At 58.6% G+C, this 15,520-nt stretch carries 13 protein-coding genes; all 13 read right to left on the bottom strand.

Annotated features, from left to right (window positions below; translation table 11 throughout):
* Positions 1 to 10 precede the first annotated feature (10 nt).
* On the bottom strand, positions 11 to 472 hold the full coding sequence (locus tag ACW4YW_RS07650) for a hypothetical protein (protein WP_457137036.1): 462 nt from the start codon (positions 470 to 472) through the stop codon (positions 11 to 13).
* Positions 469 to 1,257 carry a type I methionyl aminopeptidase gene (map, locus tag ACW4YW_RS07645; protein WP_457137301.1) on the bottom strand — a complete coding sequence of 263 codons (789 nt, stop codon included), beginning with the start codon at positions 1,255 to 1,257 and terminating at the stop codon, positions 469 to 471. Before map ends, ACW4YW_RS07650 begins: the two co-directional genes overlap by 4 nt.
* A complete protein-coding gene (locus ACW4YW_RS07640) occupies positions 1,257 to 1,514 on the bottom strand; it encodes a ParD-like family protein (RefSeq protein ID WP_457137035.1) in 258 nt (85 codons plus the stop codon). Before ACW4YW_RS07640 ends, map begins: the two co-directional genes overlap by 1 nt.
* A 223-nt stretch (positions 1,515 to 1,737) precedes the next feature.
* On the bottom strand, positions 1,738 to 4,176 hold the full coding sequence (locus ACW4YW_RS07635) for a TonB-dependent siderophore receptor (RefSeq protein WP_457137034.1): 2,439 nt from the start codon (positions 4,174 to 4,176) through the stop codon (positions 1,738 to 1,740).
* A 111-nt stretch (positions 4,177 to 4,287) separates the two neighbouring features.
* The gene (locus ACW4YW_RS07630; RefSeq protein ID WP_457137033.1) at positions 4,288 to 5,250 is read right to left on the bottom strand and encodes a FecR domain-containing protein; all 963 of its coding nucleotides are present in this window, start codon (positions 5,248 to 5,250) and stop codon (positions 4,288 to 4,290) included.
* Between the two features lie 5 nt (positions 5,251 to 5,255).
* Positions 5,256 to 5,777, bottom strand: a complete 522-nt coding sequence (locus ACW4YW_RS07625) for a sigma-70 family RNA polymerase sigma factor (RefSeq protein ID WP_457137032.1) — start codon at positions 5,775 to 5,777, stop codon at positions 5,256 to 5,258.
* Positions 5,778 to 5,904: 127 nt separating this feature from the next.
* Entirely contained in the window at positions 5,905 to 8,445 is a 2,541-nt protein-coding gene (locus tag ACW4YW_RS07620; RefSeq protein ID WP_457137031.1) for a TonB-dependent siderophore receptor, read from the bottom strand.
* Positions 8,446 to 8,616: 171 nt separating this feature from the next.
* Positions 8,617 to 9,609, bottom strand: coding sequence for a FecR domain-containing protein (locus tag ACW4YW_RS07615; RefSeq protein WP_457137030.1), 993 nt, complete (start codon positions 9,607 to 9,609; stop codon positions 8,617 to 8,619).
* Between the two features lie 18 nt (positions 9,610 to 9,627).
* Positions 9,628 to 10,149, bottom strand: coding sequence for a sigma-70 family RNA polymerase sigma factor (locus tag ACW4YW_RS07610; protein WP_457137029.1), 522 nt, complete (start codon positions 10,147 to 10,149; stop codon positions 9,628 to 9,630).
* A gap of 155 nt (positions 10,150 to 10,304) precedes the next feature.
* Positions 10,305 to 11,915, bottom strand: a complete 1,611-nt coding sequence (locus tag ACW4YW_RS07605) for a PepSY-associated TM helix domain-containing protein (protein WP_457137028.1) — start codon at positions 11,913 to 11,915, stop codon at positions 10,305 to 10,307.
* On the bottom strand, positions 11,912 to 12,265 hold the full coding sequence (locus tag ACW4YW_RS07600) for a hypothetical protein (protein ID WP_457137027.1): 354 nt from the start codon (positions 12,263 to 12,265) through the stop codon (positions 11,912 to 11,914). Before ACW4YW_RS07600 ends, ACW4YW_RS07605 begins: the two co-directional genes overlap by 4 nt.
* Entirely contained in the window at positions 12,246 to 12,518 is a 273-nt protein-coding gene (locus tag ACW4YW_RS07595; RefSeq protein WP_457137026.1) for a hypothetical protein, read from the bottom strand. Before ACW4YW_RS07595 ends, ACW4YW_RS07600 begins: the two co-directional genes overlap by 20 nt.
* 76 nt (positions 12,519 to 12,594) lie before the next feature.
* Entirely contained in the window at positions 12,595 to 15,090 is a 2,496-nt protein-coding gene (locus ACW4YW_RS07590; RefSeq protein ID WP_457137025.1) for a TonB-dependent siderophore receptor, read from the bottom strand.
* Positions 15,091 to 15,520 lie beyond the last annotated feature (430 nt).

Genomic DNA, 15,520 nt, shown 5'->3' with positions numbered 1-15,520 from the left:
TTCCAGCCGGTCAACTGGGACGCTCGGTACTCTGCCCCGTACTGGCTGGATAGTTTCCACATTGTTGTTGATACGCAACCCACTCGCCCAATACCCGCGTCATATGCCTGGTGGCGAGAGCGCGTAAATCTTCCGGAGCAACCTCATCCTTGCACAAGCTTTCCAAGCGTTGCAGCGCTTCCTGATAATGCTGTGCCGCCAAGGGCTGCCTATCCTGCCCGCGGTAGATATCTGCGAGATTATGGTGGGCGACGACAAACGCAGCAATCACGGCATCACCGTATTCTACGACCTCATCATCACCTGCGGCAACGCACGCTCCCAGCATTTCCTCGGCCAGCACCAAGGCCTGCTGGTAATGAATTTCAGCCTGCAAGTTATCCTGATGAAGAATGACCGCAGCGAGCTCCATCAACTTTTCCCAGGCATTCAAGCTGCCAGAAAAAGACGCGCAAGTCGCGTAGCGCCTCATGCAATTTCCTGATAAGGATCCAGCGCATCAGGCCAATCGGTCAGCAAATCAAACCCCTGCTCGGTCACCACCACCATATGCTCCCACTGAGCAGACCAACTCCTGTCCTGCGTCACCACCGTCCATTCATCCTGCAATGTCCGGGTAGCGGCCTTGCCTGCGTTCACCATCGGCTCTACCGTGAAAATCATGCCAGGCTTGAGCCTGAGCCCTTTACCAGGCTGACCGTAATTGAGTACCTGCGGCTCGTCATGATAAACCTGGCCAACGCCGTGGCCGCAATACTCACGCACCACGCTGAACCCCTGCGCATGCGCCGCCTGCTGGATTGCATATCCCACATCGCCCAGGGTATTGCCCGGCTTCACCTGCAAAATGCCTGCCCGCATCGCATCATAGGCGGCCTGCATCAACCGCACAGCCTCTGGCACAACGTTGCCGACAAAATACATGCGGCTGGTATCGCCATACCAGCCATCCTTGATCACCGCCACATCGATATTGAGGATATCCCCATCGCACAGCACCTGCTTCTCGGAAGGAATGCCATGACAGACCACATGGTTGACGGATGTGCAAATGGTCTTGGGAAAACCGCTGTAGCCAAGGTTGGCGGGAATCGCCTTCAGTTTATGCACGATATATTCGTGGCAAATGCGGTCAAGATCTTCCGTCGTCACGCCCGGCGCCACGTGCTCCTTGATCATGGCAAGCACCTGGGCAGCCATTTGCCCGGCTATGCGCGCCTTCGCAATATCATCCGCTCCATGCAGCACAACCCGCATCACAGAGTCCGCTTGAGACTGATCACGGAAGCCACATCGCCCCCGGCCGGTTTCAGGGCATTGCCCACCTCTCCGCCGCTCTGCTCGATCTGCAACAACAAGCGGCATATCTCCGTATAGCTCAATTGCGGATGCATCTCCGCCAGCATGCCCACCCGCAACCAATGCTCCGCCTGAGAATTGATCGAACGGCTGAACGCATTGCTCGCGGAACGGATGTTCTCGTGCATTGAGTCTGAAATCTTGACAATGCCCATGGCCTGCTCCTGGTAAATATTATGTATACGAAACGTATAATAGCAAAAAAACGTTTCGATGCAGCGGCTTGTTTTCCACTAAGTGAAATGGCCTTGCATTTGATTGAGCCACTGGAGCTATTGAAGCAATAGGAATAGAGGGGAAACCGAACAGGGCAATTCTTGAGGAGGGCAGGCATATCCCGTTACATGACGAGATATGCCTAGAAGCTAACTTACAAACTCAATATTTCCAGCGCACCATCAGCAAGGCATTTCTTGGGGTGCCGTAAATGTTGTAGAACATGGTATTGCCGGGATATTGCAGGTATTTGCGGTCGAACAGGTTATTGACCGTCAGCGACAAATCCCAGTGCTGGTCGATCTGGTAACCCAGTTTCGCTGAGGCAATGGCATAGCTGCCTTGGCGAGCCGTATCGGTATACATGTCGCTTTGCGCCTGCACGCCCGCCCCCACGCTCCAGCCATTCAGGGCGCCCGAGAACGTGCTGCCGTCAAAGCGGTATTGCGACCAGAACTTGAACATGTGTTCGGGGATCTGGTTGGCGGCAAAACGGTCGCCTGCATCCGCAGTGCTGTCGCTGCGGAACCTGGCTTGGTTATAGGTATAGCCAACGGAGAGGTTCAAGTTTTCGCGGGGCTGCCCCGTCACTTCGAATTCAACGCCCTGGCTTTCTACCTCGCCAGCCTGCGTGTAGCAGGTGCCCGTGGAAGTGCCGCCGCAACCGATGTTAGCGCTGTCGACCATGGCGCGGTTTTTATCCCTTATCCGGAACAATGCCACCGAGGCGTTCAGGCGTCCGTCGAGAAACTCGCCCTTGAGGCCGGTTTCAATCTGCCAGCCCACTCGCGGGTCCAACACCTTGCCGGATGCGTCGAAATTGGTTTGTGGTACAAAGGTATCCGCATAGCTGGCATACCAAGTGACCTGTTGGTCGATGTCCCACACCAAGCCGCCATAAGGGGTGAATTCCCCGTCGGTATTCTCATTGCTGTGTTGCCATGCCGTCTTGTTGGGCCAGCCGGTGCGGTTCTTGCTGCTGAAATCAGTCCAGCGACCTCCCAGTATCAAACTCAGCGAATCCAGCATCTTGATCTTGGCCGAGGCATAAAAACCCGATTGCTCGGTGTATGTCTGGCCTTTGCTGAGGATGTTGGTATTTAGGACGCTATCCCAATTGTGATTGGTAAGCGGAGATTGGTTCGTGGCTGATGAATAGCGCGAGCCGCCCAGGTAATCATACTCCGCCTTGTTGTAACCGACAGTCAGGGTGTGGGTGCGGCCGAATAATTCCACCGGCCCCGATAAGTTGAAGTCCATGCTGCGCCAGGTGGTTTCAGTATCGATAAAACCGACATTGACATTGCTCAACCCAGTTACCGTGTTCACGGGCGTCGATGCATAGACGCCATAGCCGGCATATTGGTTGTTCTTGTAACTGTAAACGCCCTTGGCTACCCATCCGCTATCGAACTTGTGCTTGAAATCCACCGCGATATTCTTGTCCTCATCCTCGGCGTTCTTGTCAATGCCGACAAAAGTGGACCGCCGGCTCGGCAAACTGCCGTCGCTATAGGTTGGCAAGCCCCAGAAGGTTTTGTAGTCGCGGTCTGAATAGCTGGCCCACAAGCCTAGCGTGGTATTAGGCGTCAGATCGTATTCCAGCACGCCGTACAACAATTTGTCGCGATTCATGCCGACATCGTAGAACCTATCCTGGTCCTGGTAGACCATGACGGTACGGCCACGCAGGCTGCCATCCGCATTCAACGGCCCGCCGACATCGAACTCCGCGCGTTGCTGGTCCCATGACCCCAACCCCGCGACAGCAGAGATCGTCAGCACATCCTGCGGACGCTTCAGCACGTAGTTGATCGTTCCGCCCGGCTCACCGCTGCCGGTCATCAACCCGGAAGGCCCCCGCAGCACTTCGACACGATCGTAGAGCGCCAGGTCGTAATGACGTGAAGTATCCTGTTGCGGTACCCCGTTGAACTGGGTATTCGCGGTATAGCCGCGGATCATGAAGCTTTCGCCGCGCTCGTAACCGTAACCGCGCACGCCGGTCATCTGGTTGAGCGCTTCTCCTACCGTGGTGAAATTCTGGTCGTTCATCTGCTGGCGCGTCATCACCGATACCGATTGCGGAATCTCGCGCAAGGTCTGCTCGGTCTTGCCGATCGTGACTACCTTGGCGGCGTAGGTCCCAGAGCCCTCCGTCACAGCATTGCGCTCTGCCCTGGCGGAAACGCTCACTTCAGGCAAGGTGGAGGCGGAACCGCTTTTATCGCCGCCCAGGGATTTGGCTTTCTGCAGCACGAATACCCCTTTGCTGCTTTCGACCGCCTGCAAGCCCGAACCGGCGAGCAATGTGTCGAACCCCTGCTGCGTGGTATAGCTGCCGCTCAGGCCGGAACTGTGTTTACCGGATACCAGTGCAGGCGGTACGGTAATGCTGACCCCGGCAGCGCCGGCAAAGTCGCCCAGCGCGCTATCCAATGGGCCGGCCTTGACTTGGTAATGGCGCGCAGCCTCCACGCTGTTGCTTTCTGCCAACGCAAGCGGCGCATGGCCGAATGTCGTGCCGGCCACGGCCAGCAGCAAAATGGCACCCTGCACTGCGCGTTGCAGCACAGAGTGATGATGGTATTGCGGTTGCATGAATTTCCCTTTAGTGAATATGAATAAGAATTGCTTTCAATTCACTTCACACGCCAGATCGGCAAAGGGGACAACAATTGGAAAATTTTCTGGCTATATTGCCGTGGGACCTCAAGCTCCGGCACTGGGCGCATTGAAAGTGACCCAATACCGCGTGAGGTAGCTGACTCTCACAGGCAACACCATGGGCAGGCTGGCAAATACCTGGTCGGTATCGGCAAGCTGGAACGCACCAGAAATCTTTAGCTCCGCCACTTCCGGCGCGCAGCGCACCACGCCCGACCGGTAGCGTGCGAGTTCGGCTGCGAAGTCGGCGAGGCGCATTTCGCGCGCATGGAGGATGCCTTGCGTCCAGCTATCGGCATTGGGCGCCACTGCCGAAGGCGGCATGATGGCCTCGTCATTGAAGCGCGTTTGCCAGCCTGCCTGTATCACGCGCCGCCCGCCCTCGCGCGTGGTGATTTCCACCGCGCCTTCCAGCACGGCAAGCTGGATATCTTCCGCAGACTGCCGCACGATGAAGCGCGTGCCCAGCGGCTTCAATTGCCCATGCCGGGTGGCGACCACCAGCGGATGGTATGCCGCATGCCCCGCCGGCGTTTGGCCCTTGCCGGTCTGGATCAGCACTTCGCCCGTTTCCAGCACTATCAAGCGCCGGTTGGCATCCAGTATGGTATTGATGCCGGTGGAGGTATTGAGGTGCACCGCAGTGCCATCGGCAAGCTGGATTTGCCTGCGCTCCCCGGTGCGCGTGCTGTATTGCGCCAAGCGCAGGCGCACCGGCTCGCTGCGCCAGCCGTGCCAGCCGGCCGTCCCGGCCACAACCAGCACCGCCAGGGCCTTGACCGCGCGGCGGCGGCTTTCCAGGTGGCTGCGCTGCAAGGTGGCATGCGCCAGCTTGCCAGGCAAGGCTCCCAGCGTGGTGCTTACCTGCTGCGCACGCTGCCAGGCGGCCTCGTGCATGGGGTCTGCCTCGCGCCATGCAGCGCAGGCCTGTTGGTCTGCTTCAGTGGCTTCAGGCTCCTGCAGCCGGAAAAACCATTCCGCTGCTTGCAGGGCAATCGTTTCACTCATTGCCGTCATGCGGAGAGCAATATGCAACGCGCCATCGCCTGCACCATGTAGCGCTTGACCGTGCGCTCGCTGGTTTTCAGCTGCTGCGCGATCTGGGCGTAAGTCATGCCTTCGAGCTGCGCCAGCAGGAATGCGGCCCGTACCTTGGCAGGCAAGCCGTCGAGCATGCTGTCGATCTGCTGCAGGGTTTCGAGGATCACCAGCCGGTGCTCGGGAGAAGGCGCGGACAAGTCCGGCATGAGCGCCAGGGAATCGAGATAGGCCTGCTCCAGGGCACGCCTGCGGTAGAGGTTGGCCACCAGGCGCTTTGCCACCACGGTAAGGTAGGCGCGCGGCTCCTGCAACTGCCAGCCCGACTTTTTTTCGGCAATATGCTCAGGCGCCGTCAGGATGCGCATGAAGGTATCTTGCGCCACATCGGCCGCATCCGCCGCATCGCCCAATTTGCGCCGCAACCAGTCCTGCAACCAGCCGTGATGGTGGGTATAAAGAAGTTGCAGCGACTGCCGCTCCTGGTCGAAAGACATGGCCTGGCCAAAAAATAAGAATTGTTCTCATTTTAATCAGCTATTCCAGCATAGTCCATCCGTCCTGGGTTTCTATTCTCGGGGTACTCTGTGGCCTGGGCAGAGCATCCCCGATACACGATGGCCGCTAGAAATCGATAGTGGCGGAAACGGTCAATACCCTGGGCGCGGACAAGACAATGCCGCCTGACCCGGCGCTGCCTTCCCAATAGCTGCGATTAGCCACATTGAGCACATTGGCACGCAATGTCAGAGGATGACCAAGATAGTTGGTCTGGTAACGCGCCCCGATATCCCAGCGCGCCCAGCCCGGCAAAGACAGGGTGTTTTGCGCATTCACATACTGTTCGCCTGTCGCTATGACACGCGTGTTCAATGTCAGGCCGGGGACAAAAGGCGTATCCCATTCCAAGCCGGCGTTCGCAATCCAACGTGGTGCTGCCAAGGCATCTTTGCCATCGTTGAGGCCATTCTGCGTCTTGACCTGCTTGGCCTGCATGTAAGTCACGCCGCTGATGGTGCGCAAACCCTCAGCCAATTCGCCTGCCAAGTTGAACTCGATGCCGCGGTTGCGCTGCTCGCCATCCATACGATAGAGATAAGCGGCCGGGGTGCTGCCCGGCACATTGATGGCATTCGGCTGTTTCAGCTCGAACAAGGCTATCGTGCCCAGCAGGCGGCCAAAGTCCACCTTGACCCCGATTTCCTTTTGCTTGGTCTTGGTCGGTTCAAAGGCCTGTCCGGCATTTTCTGCCGGCGGGGTCGCTTGGGCGCCTTGACTCAGCCCTTCGATGTAATTGGCGTAAAGCGAGGTATTGCTCCATGGCTTGACGACTACGCCCACGGCAGGTGTATTGACCGACTTGTCGTATTCGGAAGTCTTATTGTTGGTGGGCGAGCCGCCATCGTAATTATCCACCGACACTTTTTGACGGCGCAGGCCTAGCAACAATTGCAACGCACCGTCGTGCCAAGACATGGTATCGGATACGCCCACCGAGGTGATTCTGGTTTCCGATGCCTTACGCATATCGAGAAAACCATCAAAAGGCGCATTGGAGGCAAGAGGGTCAGCTACCCATACCGGAGCATTAATATTGGATGCAAATGCCATCGCCGTCCATTGCGCAAACCCATAGCCAGCCTCGATATCAAGGCTGGAATAGGACAGGTTGACCTCATGCTCAGCAGCCAATGCATTGAACTTGATACGATTGCCCAGCAGATAGGATTTGGTGTCGGAATATTCCGGGTAGTTGACCGGAACGACTCCCAAACGACCATTTGCCGCCTCAATTCTTGATTCCGTACGGAAGTTGCTGTGTTGATGATCCCGTGCGCCTGCCGATCCGTAGACAGTCCAGCGTGGAGTAATATCGTACTCAGCCTGCGCCACCTGGTAATCATCGCGGTATTTCCGGCGCTCCCAATCCTGGGCCAACTGCTTGCCTGCCCTGGGCGGACTGGGAATATGCGTCAAATTGGCATTTTGCCTATATCCCAACGAAGCGCCCCTGACATCATCGGATTGGTATCCCAGGTCCAGCGAGGCGCGCAATTGTTCTCCCTTGAAATCCAGCCCGATAGCGCCCGTGATCAAGGTGGCTTCCTGGTTGGAAATGGCAGTATCTCCGCTGCGATACACGCCGTTCACGCGTATCCCGAACTGGTTTTGCTCGCCCCAGCGCCGCCCGAGGTCGATATGCCCGCCCCATTGTGAATCCGAGGCATAATTGAGCGTGAAGCGCGTGATCGGCTGGTCCGTCGCCCGTTTCGGCACCACATTGATTGCGCCGCCAACGCCGCCGCTAGGCGCCATACCCATCAGCAACGCGCCCGGCCCTTTCAGCACTTCTACGCGCTCCACGGTTTCCAGCGACAACGTGCCGTAGGGCAACACGCCATACAAGCCATTGAGGGCGACATCCCGGTTACCCAGCACAAAACCGCGCATGAAGAAATTATCCCCGCCACCAATGCTGGTATTGCGACCGCGCGAGCTCATGCGCACAGCCGGGTCGTTGTCGAGCACATCCGCCAAGGTCGCCGCCTGTTGATTACGGATCAGGTCGCTGGTATAGCTGGTGATATTGAACGGCGTATCCATGACATCGCGGTTGCCCAGCATACCCACGCGCGCACCTCGTGAAACCTGTCCGCCGGCATAGCTAGCGGGCAATTCGCCCGGCAAGTCTGCCCTGGCCTGCACCGCGACTTCCGGCAGCATTGCTGGGGAGTTTTCCACGCGCGGCGACGTAACCACATGCAATGAGTACGCGCCATTGTCATTGCGCACGGCCTGCAATCCCTGCTCGCGCAACAGCTCGTCAAATCCCTGCCGTACGGTGAAACTACCATTCAGGCCTGTGCTGGTTTTGCCATTGAGCAAAGCCGCATTGACCGAAACCTCGATGCCTGCCGCGCTGGCAAAGCTGTTCAAGGCCTGGTCCAACGGGCCAGGCGCAATATGATAGCTGCGCTGCTGTTCCACTTGCTGCTGACGCACGTCCGCTGCATGTGCCGCAGGCATCGTCACCTGGACTGCGCAGGCCAGGAAGAATGCCTGCACGGCAGCATTGACTGCCTTCCGTTGGAAAACCGGGACAAAGGCAGGGTGATGGGGAGTGACGGGTAAAGCAATATGGTGGTGACGGCATAGGTATGCCATGGGCTGCCCTTTCAATTCAGAAAATTTATCGTGGTTCATTTTGTTTTCCGAATGAAAAAGCAAAACCCGTAATAAAATTTCTGGAAAATTTCTCAGCCTTGAAACACCATCCCAGACTTATCGCTAAGCCGCATCACAACTTTCATGGCGCAATCAGCATCAGCCATGGGATCAGGCTGGGCGCACCATGACCCAGTACCGGGTGCGATACACGACCTTGACCGGCAAACCCAGGCTCAAGTTATTGAGTGCGCGGTCAGTATCGGCGAGGGAGAAGACGCCGCTCACCCGCAAATCTGCAATCGCCGGATCGCAACGCAACAGCCCGGTACGGTAGCGGCCGATTTCGGCAATGAAGTCAGCCACGCGCATTTGTTCGACAACCAGGATGCCCCGCGACCAGGCGGCAGCACTGCTTTCCCGTACAGGCATCACACCGCCCACATGCTGCGTAGAGAACGATACGCCTTCGCCGGCATTCACCCTGACTGCGCTTAAGGCATCCCGGATGCGTACCTCGACGGCGCCTTCGAACACAGCCACCCGGGAAGCATGCTGCTCCTGCCGTACGACAAAACGTGTGCCCAAGGCCTGGACCGTGCCATCACGGCTTTGCACAATCAATGGACGGTGAACAGTGGCAGGATCAGCCGCTGTCGTCACCAGGATTTCCCCTTCGCGCAGCACAATGCGTCTCTCCCGTTCATTAAACTGCACATCGATGGCCGTAGCCGTATTCAGGGTCAGCTGGGTACCGTCGGGCAGGGTCAATTCGCTCACTTGTCCCACGCGCGTAGCATGATCCGACACCAAGTATTGCCACGAACGGGATTCGCGCAGGAGATAGGCTGAGCCACCCGCCATGAAGGCGACGCCCAGCAAGCGTAATGTGCGCCGCCGCGCCATATGCTGGGTGACGGCAGGCTCTCGCAAGGTATGCCGCGCCACTTCGCGCGGCAGTGCATCCAGCTTGCTTTCCATCACCTGCAAGCGCTGCCATGCCCGCTCATGATCAGGATGCTCCGCACGCCAGGCCATACAAGCCTGTCGTTCAGCATCGCTCACCTCGCCGGACCACAGCTTCGCCATCCAGATGGATGCACGCTGCACAATGTCCTGGTCGATCAAGTCACGCTCCCCGGCAGGCTGGTTCTCACCTGACATGCACGCTACCCCGCCTCATCAACGGCTGGACTCGTACAATGCGCGGTAACAGGCCTGGAGTGCACTGGCGACATACTTTTCGACAGAAGATAAAGACACATTCAACCGACCGGCAATCTCGCGGTAGGTCATGCCATCCAGCTTGCACATCAGCAACGCGGCACGCGCCTTGGGCGCAATACTGTGCAAGATGACATCAATTTCGACCAATGCCTCGATCACCAACGCACGGGTTTCCTCAGAAGGCACCTCAGGCTCAGGCAACAAGCTGATCGCCTGCAGATAGGCCGCCTCGATCTGGCGGCGCCGATAGAGGTCAATGACCAGGCCATTGGCAATACGCGCAAGATACTGGCGGGATTGCTCAGGAGAGGGCGTATTGCCGGAAACGAGAATCCGCACATAGGTATCATGTGCGAGGTCAGCCGCATCGAATGCGTTGCCGAGCTTCCTGCGCAACCAACCGTGCAGCCAGCCGTGGTGCGCAACATAAAGCGAATCAACCGACTGCTGGACGATACTGCTTTCCTGAGTTGCCATGAGATTAGCATTTTTTAAAAATGGTTCTCATTCTATTTTATAGCTCGCCACCATGGCAAATACCCAAAGAAAAGCCCCTTATCCAGAAGGCTACCCGGCATAGAAGTATCAGGCAGATATTTCTAGAAGTGCTTTGAATAGGCGGCAGCTGCTCTCTAAGCCGCCCTGCTATACGCAGACCATATGCTATCAGCCGGGCCATGCTGCACTCGGCGCGCAGTCACTCGCGCCATCCAGACCAGGGCCAACATGCCAACGAACGCCGTCATATCCATTCCCAGTGCGGCAACATCAGCCCACAATCCCAGCCCAGGAAAGCACAAGGCCAGTAACGAGGTCAAAGGTATAGTCGCGGTACTGGCCGCTGCAAACCACAAAAACGGCACGATGGTGCGTGCTGCACCGCGTAGGAATGCCCAAGCTACGCTACCGAGAAATACCGTGTAGTAAATGCCCATATGCCATGCTGCAATATCGTCCACCCTCCCCGGCAGCCATTTTCCTGCGGCAATGGTCAGCGAAATGCCCGCGACGCAACCCAGGCATACGCCCACAGTGGCGGATGCCATCAGCGACGTATCGCGGCGCTGCTCAGGGATAATGCCGTCCTTGCGCTGCGCCTTGCGCCGTGACTCCACCCACAGCAGATTGCCGCTGTAGAACAGCCATGCGCCCGCCAGCCCGAGCAGGAAATAGAGCCAATGCACCACGGAGCCGCCAAACGAGGCCATGTGCAGGGCGAAGAAGCTGCTGATGAACAGGTTGGGCTTATCCTGCTTGCCGGGCATGAAGTCGGTGGAGAGCAGCTTACCTGTGTAAGGGTCGATGGCAGCGAAGCCTCCCAACGCGCGCGGAGATACGGCTTGCGAGTCCTTGCCCCAAACACGCACCGTAGGTCGCGGACCGGTGACTTGCGCATATTGCAATCCGCTGGGGATAAACCCCGGCGAGGCATCTTTCGCTGCTTGCACTAGTTGCGAAGGCGAGAGCATGTCGGTCGGGTTGCGCTCCGGCATATCGCCCGGGCTACCCTGCGGCCGCTGGAAAGCCTGCCGCCATTGCCCCTGGTGCACCATTTTGTCCTGCGCGAAATAGATCTGGTCGTGGAAGGCGAACACCACTGCGGTCAGCGCCATGACGATATGGAACGGCAGGCTGACGATGCCCACCACATTGTGCGCGTCCAGCCACATGCGCTTGAGGTTCTTGCCCACGCGCAGCGCGAAGAAATCCTTGACCAGCGTGGGCAGCAACACCACGACGCCCGACACGAGCGCCAGGGTGTAGAGCGCGGCGACCACGCCCATGATCCAGCGGTATTTGTCCGAATCCGCAGGCAGGCCGACAACGCGGTGCAGCACGTCGATCAACTCCACCAGGCGCGAAGGGTGCTGTTCCTCCACCTGCACGCTGCCGTCAGTTGCCAGCACGGCGGTATAGTAGCGTGCCGCGGCTTCGTCATGGTCGTCCGCTTTAGGGTTGCGCACCTGCCATTCGAGACGTGGAATGGCATGGTCTTCGCCTTCCAGCCGCAGGATGAAGTCGCGCTTGGCGGAAGGCGTGGTCTGCAATGTCTGTACGATCAACGGCTGCACGGCATCCAGCGGCACGGGCTGCATGATTTCGGGCGGCGTGGACCAGCGGCGGATCGGTTCCTTGAACACGGTCAGCGCGCCCGCGTAAAACGCGATGAACAGCGCCATGCCGCTGATGATGCCGGTCCAGGTATGCACCGATTTGTAATTGCGGATAAAGTCGGCCCTCATGCCGCGCCTCCTTGCTGCGCCAGCCGCAGCAGCCACAATGCGCCCCAGGCCAGCAGGTTGGCGCCGCCCAGCCACAACCAGGCGCGCAGGCCGCTGGCAAAGAAATATACGCCAGCCTGAACGCCTAGCCACACTGGCGGCAGGCTCCACATGACGAGCTGCCCTTTCACCGACATCGGCAAATCGGACAACATCGCCGCCAGCAAGCCGCTCAGGGCCAATGTCAACGCCAGGCCGAGCAGCAGGCCGGCCAGTGTTTTCGACACCCAGTCCGGCCGGATGGGAGCAGGTTTTGTTTTTTTGCGCCTGGCGGCCACAGGCGTGGCGCTTTCAGCGGGTACGGCGTCCATGCAAATAGGCTCCGATATAAGGCAAGACAAGGAACACCAGCATCAGCGTGGTGACGAAAACGAATACGGTGGTCAATCGCTGCATGTCCTGCGCCAGCAGCAATAAGGCTGACAGCAGCAAGGCCGCGCCCACGGCTTGCGCCGGGCGTTGGGGCCAGGGCCTAGCCCACAGGCGCTGATGGGGCGAGGCGGCATAGATGCAGAGGCATCCCAGAACAATGGCGGCAATGCCGCACATGGTGAAAACCGGCATGGGGAATATTAGCTCCATGAAATGACAAACCCAGCCGGGTAGATCGTCCGGCTGGGTATCGTGCTACGAGGCGCTATCAGAAGTCCACTGTCATCGAGGCGGCGACAGTGCGCGGCGCGCCTATCGTGGCGATCGCCGCGCCTTCCCGGAAGACGCCGGAATAGTAATCGCGATCAAACAGGTTGTAGACATTCAGGCGGAACACCACGTTTCGGCCTTGCAGGTTGGCCGCATAGCGGGCGCCTACATCCATCACGCCCCAGCCCGGCAGCTTCAGTACATTGTCGCTGGTCAGGTACTGGCTGGAATTGGCCTGGACCCGGCTGGTCAATGTCAGGCCGTTGGTGCCCGGCACATCCCATTCCAGCCCCAGGTTGCCTTGCCAGCGCGGCGCACCAGGAGAAGCCAAGCCGTCATAGGTGCCGTTCTGGGTCTTGGTCTGCTCGCCCTTCGCATAGGCAATGCCGCCCAATACGCGCAGACTGTGTGTCAATTCGCCGAAGACATTCCACTCCAGGCCGCGCACGCGTTTTTCACCGTCGTCAGTGGCATCACGTCCGCCGCTGCTGGTAGTGAAGCTAATCAGCGTCGGTTGCTCGATTTCATACAGCGCCAATGTATTGGTGAAAGTGCCTGCATTCCATTTGATGCCGCCTTCCTTCTGCTCGGTCTTGTATGGAGCGAAAACGTGGTTGCGGATATAACCGCCGTCGATGCGGATACTGTTGCCCTGGCTCAGGCCTTGCACATAGCTGGCATATAGGGAAATATCCGGCCCCCACGGCTTGTAGACCACGGCCACGGCAGGCGTGACGGCATGCTCGTCATAGTCGACCTCGCCGCCAACAGCGATACCCGCCGCTGTCGGGTCAACCTTGAAGCTTTGGCGTCGCAGGCCCAGCGTCAGGCGCAGGCTGTCATCCAGCATGGACAAGGTATCCACCAGCGCCAGGCTGTCGAAGGTCTTGTCGGACCACTTGAGCGCCGAGCCGGCCAGGGCAGGCATCGCCACGCTCACTGGATCGTAGATATTGATGATGCCACTGCTGGAGGTGGCATCGTAGCCGTAGTCCATCTTCAGGCGCGAGGCCTGCAACGTCATCTCATGGCCGATGCTACCGGTATTGAAGTTGAGGCGCACGCCTGCTTCGGTATTCACGTTGTCTTCGTACATGCGCTGGCCGGACATGGATAGCGAAGCGGTGCCATCCGCTGCCGAGACGCGCGCCCACGAACCCGTGAAGAAACCAGCGACCTTGCCGTGACGCACACCGACGTTGGCAAAGGCAGTGACGGTGTCGTTGAATGCGTATTCAGCGCTGAGGATGGCGGCCTTGTTTTCTGATTCGCCATAGGCATCGCGGAACAGGTTGGAACTGGCATCGGGCGCTTTCAGCACGCCCACGGTGTTGTTGAATAGAATGCCAGCAGGCGTGCCGTTCTTGAATTTCTCCTTGCTGTAGTAGGTGTCGAGCGAGGCCTTGAAACCGTCGTTGCGGTAATCAAGCGCGGCCGAGAGGAACTGGCGCTGCTTGGACTGATCTTCCAGTGCAGTATCGCCGTCGCTGAATGATCCGTTGACGCGGATGCCCCACTCATTATTTTCACCAAAACGGCGGCTCAGGTCGAGGCGAGTCCCGAACTGGCCTTCGGAGATATATTCCATCGTCAACCGGGTGAGCGGATCTTCACCTGCACGCTTGGGCACCAGATTGATGGTGCCGCCCAGCGCGCCAGCCGGTGCCATACCAGTGAACAACGCGCTCGGGCCGCGCAGCACCTCGACGCGCTCGAACATCTCGATCGGCGTGTGGCCGTAAGGTGCCAGGCCGTACATGCCGTTGATGGTCATCTCGTTCTGGTTGACGGCAAAATTGCGGATGCGGAAGTTCTCGAACGGGTGGCCGTCCGATGTGGCATAGCGTACCGAAACGTCGTTGCGCAACACATCGGCCACGGTACGCGCGCCCTGATCCGCGATGGTTTGGGCCGTGTAACTGGTCACGCTGAATGGCGTATCCATCACATCCACATTGCCCAGCAGGCCCAGCCGAGCGCCCTTGGCTACCTGTCCGCCCGCATAGGCAGGCGGCAGCTCGCTCGGGCTCACCTCTGACCGCGCCGTCACGGCTACCTCGGGCAAGGTGTCCGCATTGCCTGCACCGGAGACGGAGGCAGGCCTGGCGGCAGGCTTCAGCACATATCCGCCGTTATCCAGCGCCACGGCCTGCAGGCCTGTGCCTGTCAGCAGGACGGACAGCGCGGCCGGCAAGGTATACTGTCCGCTGATGCCCGCGGTGGTTTTGCCTGCGGTCTGCGCTTCCGTGAAAGTCAGCAGCACATTGGCGTTGCTTGCTAGGCTGCGCAGCGCTGGCGCCAGCGATCCGGCAGGAATGTCAAAACGCTGTGTGCTCCCAGCGGTGCGGGTCTCTGCCGCTGCTTCTGCATGCGCAGTAGCTGGCAGGGAAAAATAAGCGCTGGTGGAAAGCAGGATGGTGACGGCACAGGCCACGGATTGCCTGAGCGCATTGGGTGCGGTGGACACCCCGCGATGTGGTTGCCGGATTGGCATATGGTTCCCTTAATGAATGAGTTAATGAAAATCACTTCTTTCATAAGGGAGGTGCCGCGAAATTATCAATCGGGCAGAAATTTTTAAAAAACTTTCCTGGCGTTGTTGCGCTGTCCCGACATCCCGTTGTCTTCCTGTCCTGCTCACCAGTTCCCGGTTCAAGGCGGGGATGACAAACAGTTGGGAGCATGCTCCCTCAGACCCAAGGGCGGGCGCAGCGATACCAAGTTGCTGTTGCTTTTGACCTTGGTTTCCCCGTCTGGCTGCGCCGAGTAGCGCAAATCTGTCTGGAAAAAGAGTTTGCGTCTGTCTGAGCGCAGCGAGTTCAGCAAGCTCCCAGGCAGATTGAGCAACGCAGGGAACCGGGAGCTTTGCTCCCGGCGCAGACTCCGGGGTCGCCTTTTGTTTGGTTCCTTTATTTTGGCGAGGC

It is taken from the genome of Methylobacillus pratensis (assembly GCF_054072455.1).
Note: the sequence above shows the minus strand (reverse complement) of the source record. Positions and strands in the feature narration are given on the sequence as shown.

Coding starts and splice junctions, on each gene's coding strand:
- ACW4YW_RS07600 (WP_457137027.1), bottom strand. CDS start 12,265: ATGGACGCCGTACCCGCTGAAAGCGCCACGCCTGTGGCCGCCAGGCGC.
- ACW4YW_RS07640 (WP_457137035.1), bottom strand. CDS start 1,514: ATGGGCATTGTCAAGATTTCAGACTCAATGCACGAGAACATCCGTTCC.
- ACW4YW_RS07635 (WP_457137034.1), bottom strand. CDS start 4,176: ATGCAACCGCAATACCATCATCACTCTGTGCTGCAACGCGCAGTGCAG.
- ACW4YW_RS07610 (WP_457137029.1), bottom strand. CDS start 10,149: ATGGCAACTCAGGAAAGCAGTATCGTCCAGCAGTCGGTTGATTCGCTT.
- ACW4YW_RS07605 (WP_457137028.1), bottom strand. CDS start 11,915: ATGAGGGCCGACTTTATCCGCAATTACAAATCGGTGCATACCTGGACC.
- ACW4YW_RS07615 (WP_457137030.1), bottom strand. CDS start 9,609: ATGTCAGGTGAGAACCAGCCTGCCGGGGAGCGTGACTTGATCGACCAG.
- map (WP_457137301.1), bottom strand. CDS start 1,257: ATGCGGGTTGTGCTGCATGGAGCGGATGATATTGCGAAGGCGCGCATA.
- ACW4YW_RS07620 (WP_457137031.1), bottom strand. CDS start 8,445: ATGGCATACCTATGCCGTCACCACCATATTGCTTTACCCGTCACTCCC.
- ACW4YW_RS07590 (WP_457137025.1), bottom strand. CDS start 15,090: ATGCCAATCCGGCAACCACATCGCGGGGTGTCCACCGCACCCAATGCG.
- ACW4YW_RS07595 (WP_457137026.1), bottom strand. CDS start 12,518: ATGCCGGTTTTCACCATGTGCGGCATTGCCGCCATTGTTCTGGGATGC.
- ACW4YW_RS07630 (WP_457137033.1), bottom strand. CDS start 5,250: ATGAGTGAAACGATTGCCCTGCAAGCAGCGGAATGGTTTTTCCGGCTG.
- ACW4YW_RS07650 (WP_457137036.1), bottom strand. CDS start 472: ATGAGGCGCTACGCGACTTGCGCGTCTTTTTCTGGCAGCTTGAATGCC.
- ACW4YW_RS07625 (WP_457137032.1), bottom strand. CDS start 5,777: ATGTCTTTCGACCAGGAGCGGCAGTCGCTGCAACTTCTTTATACCCAC.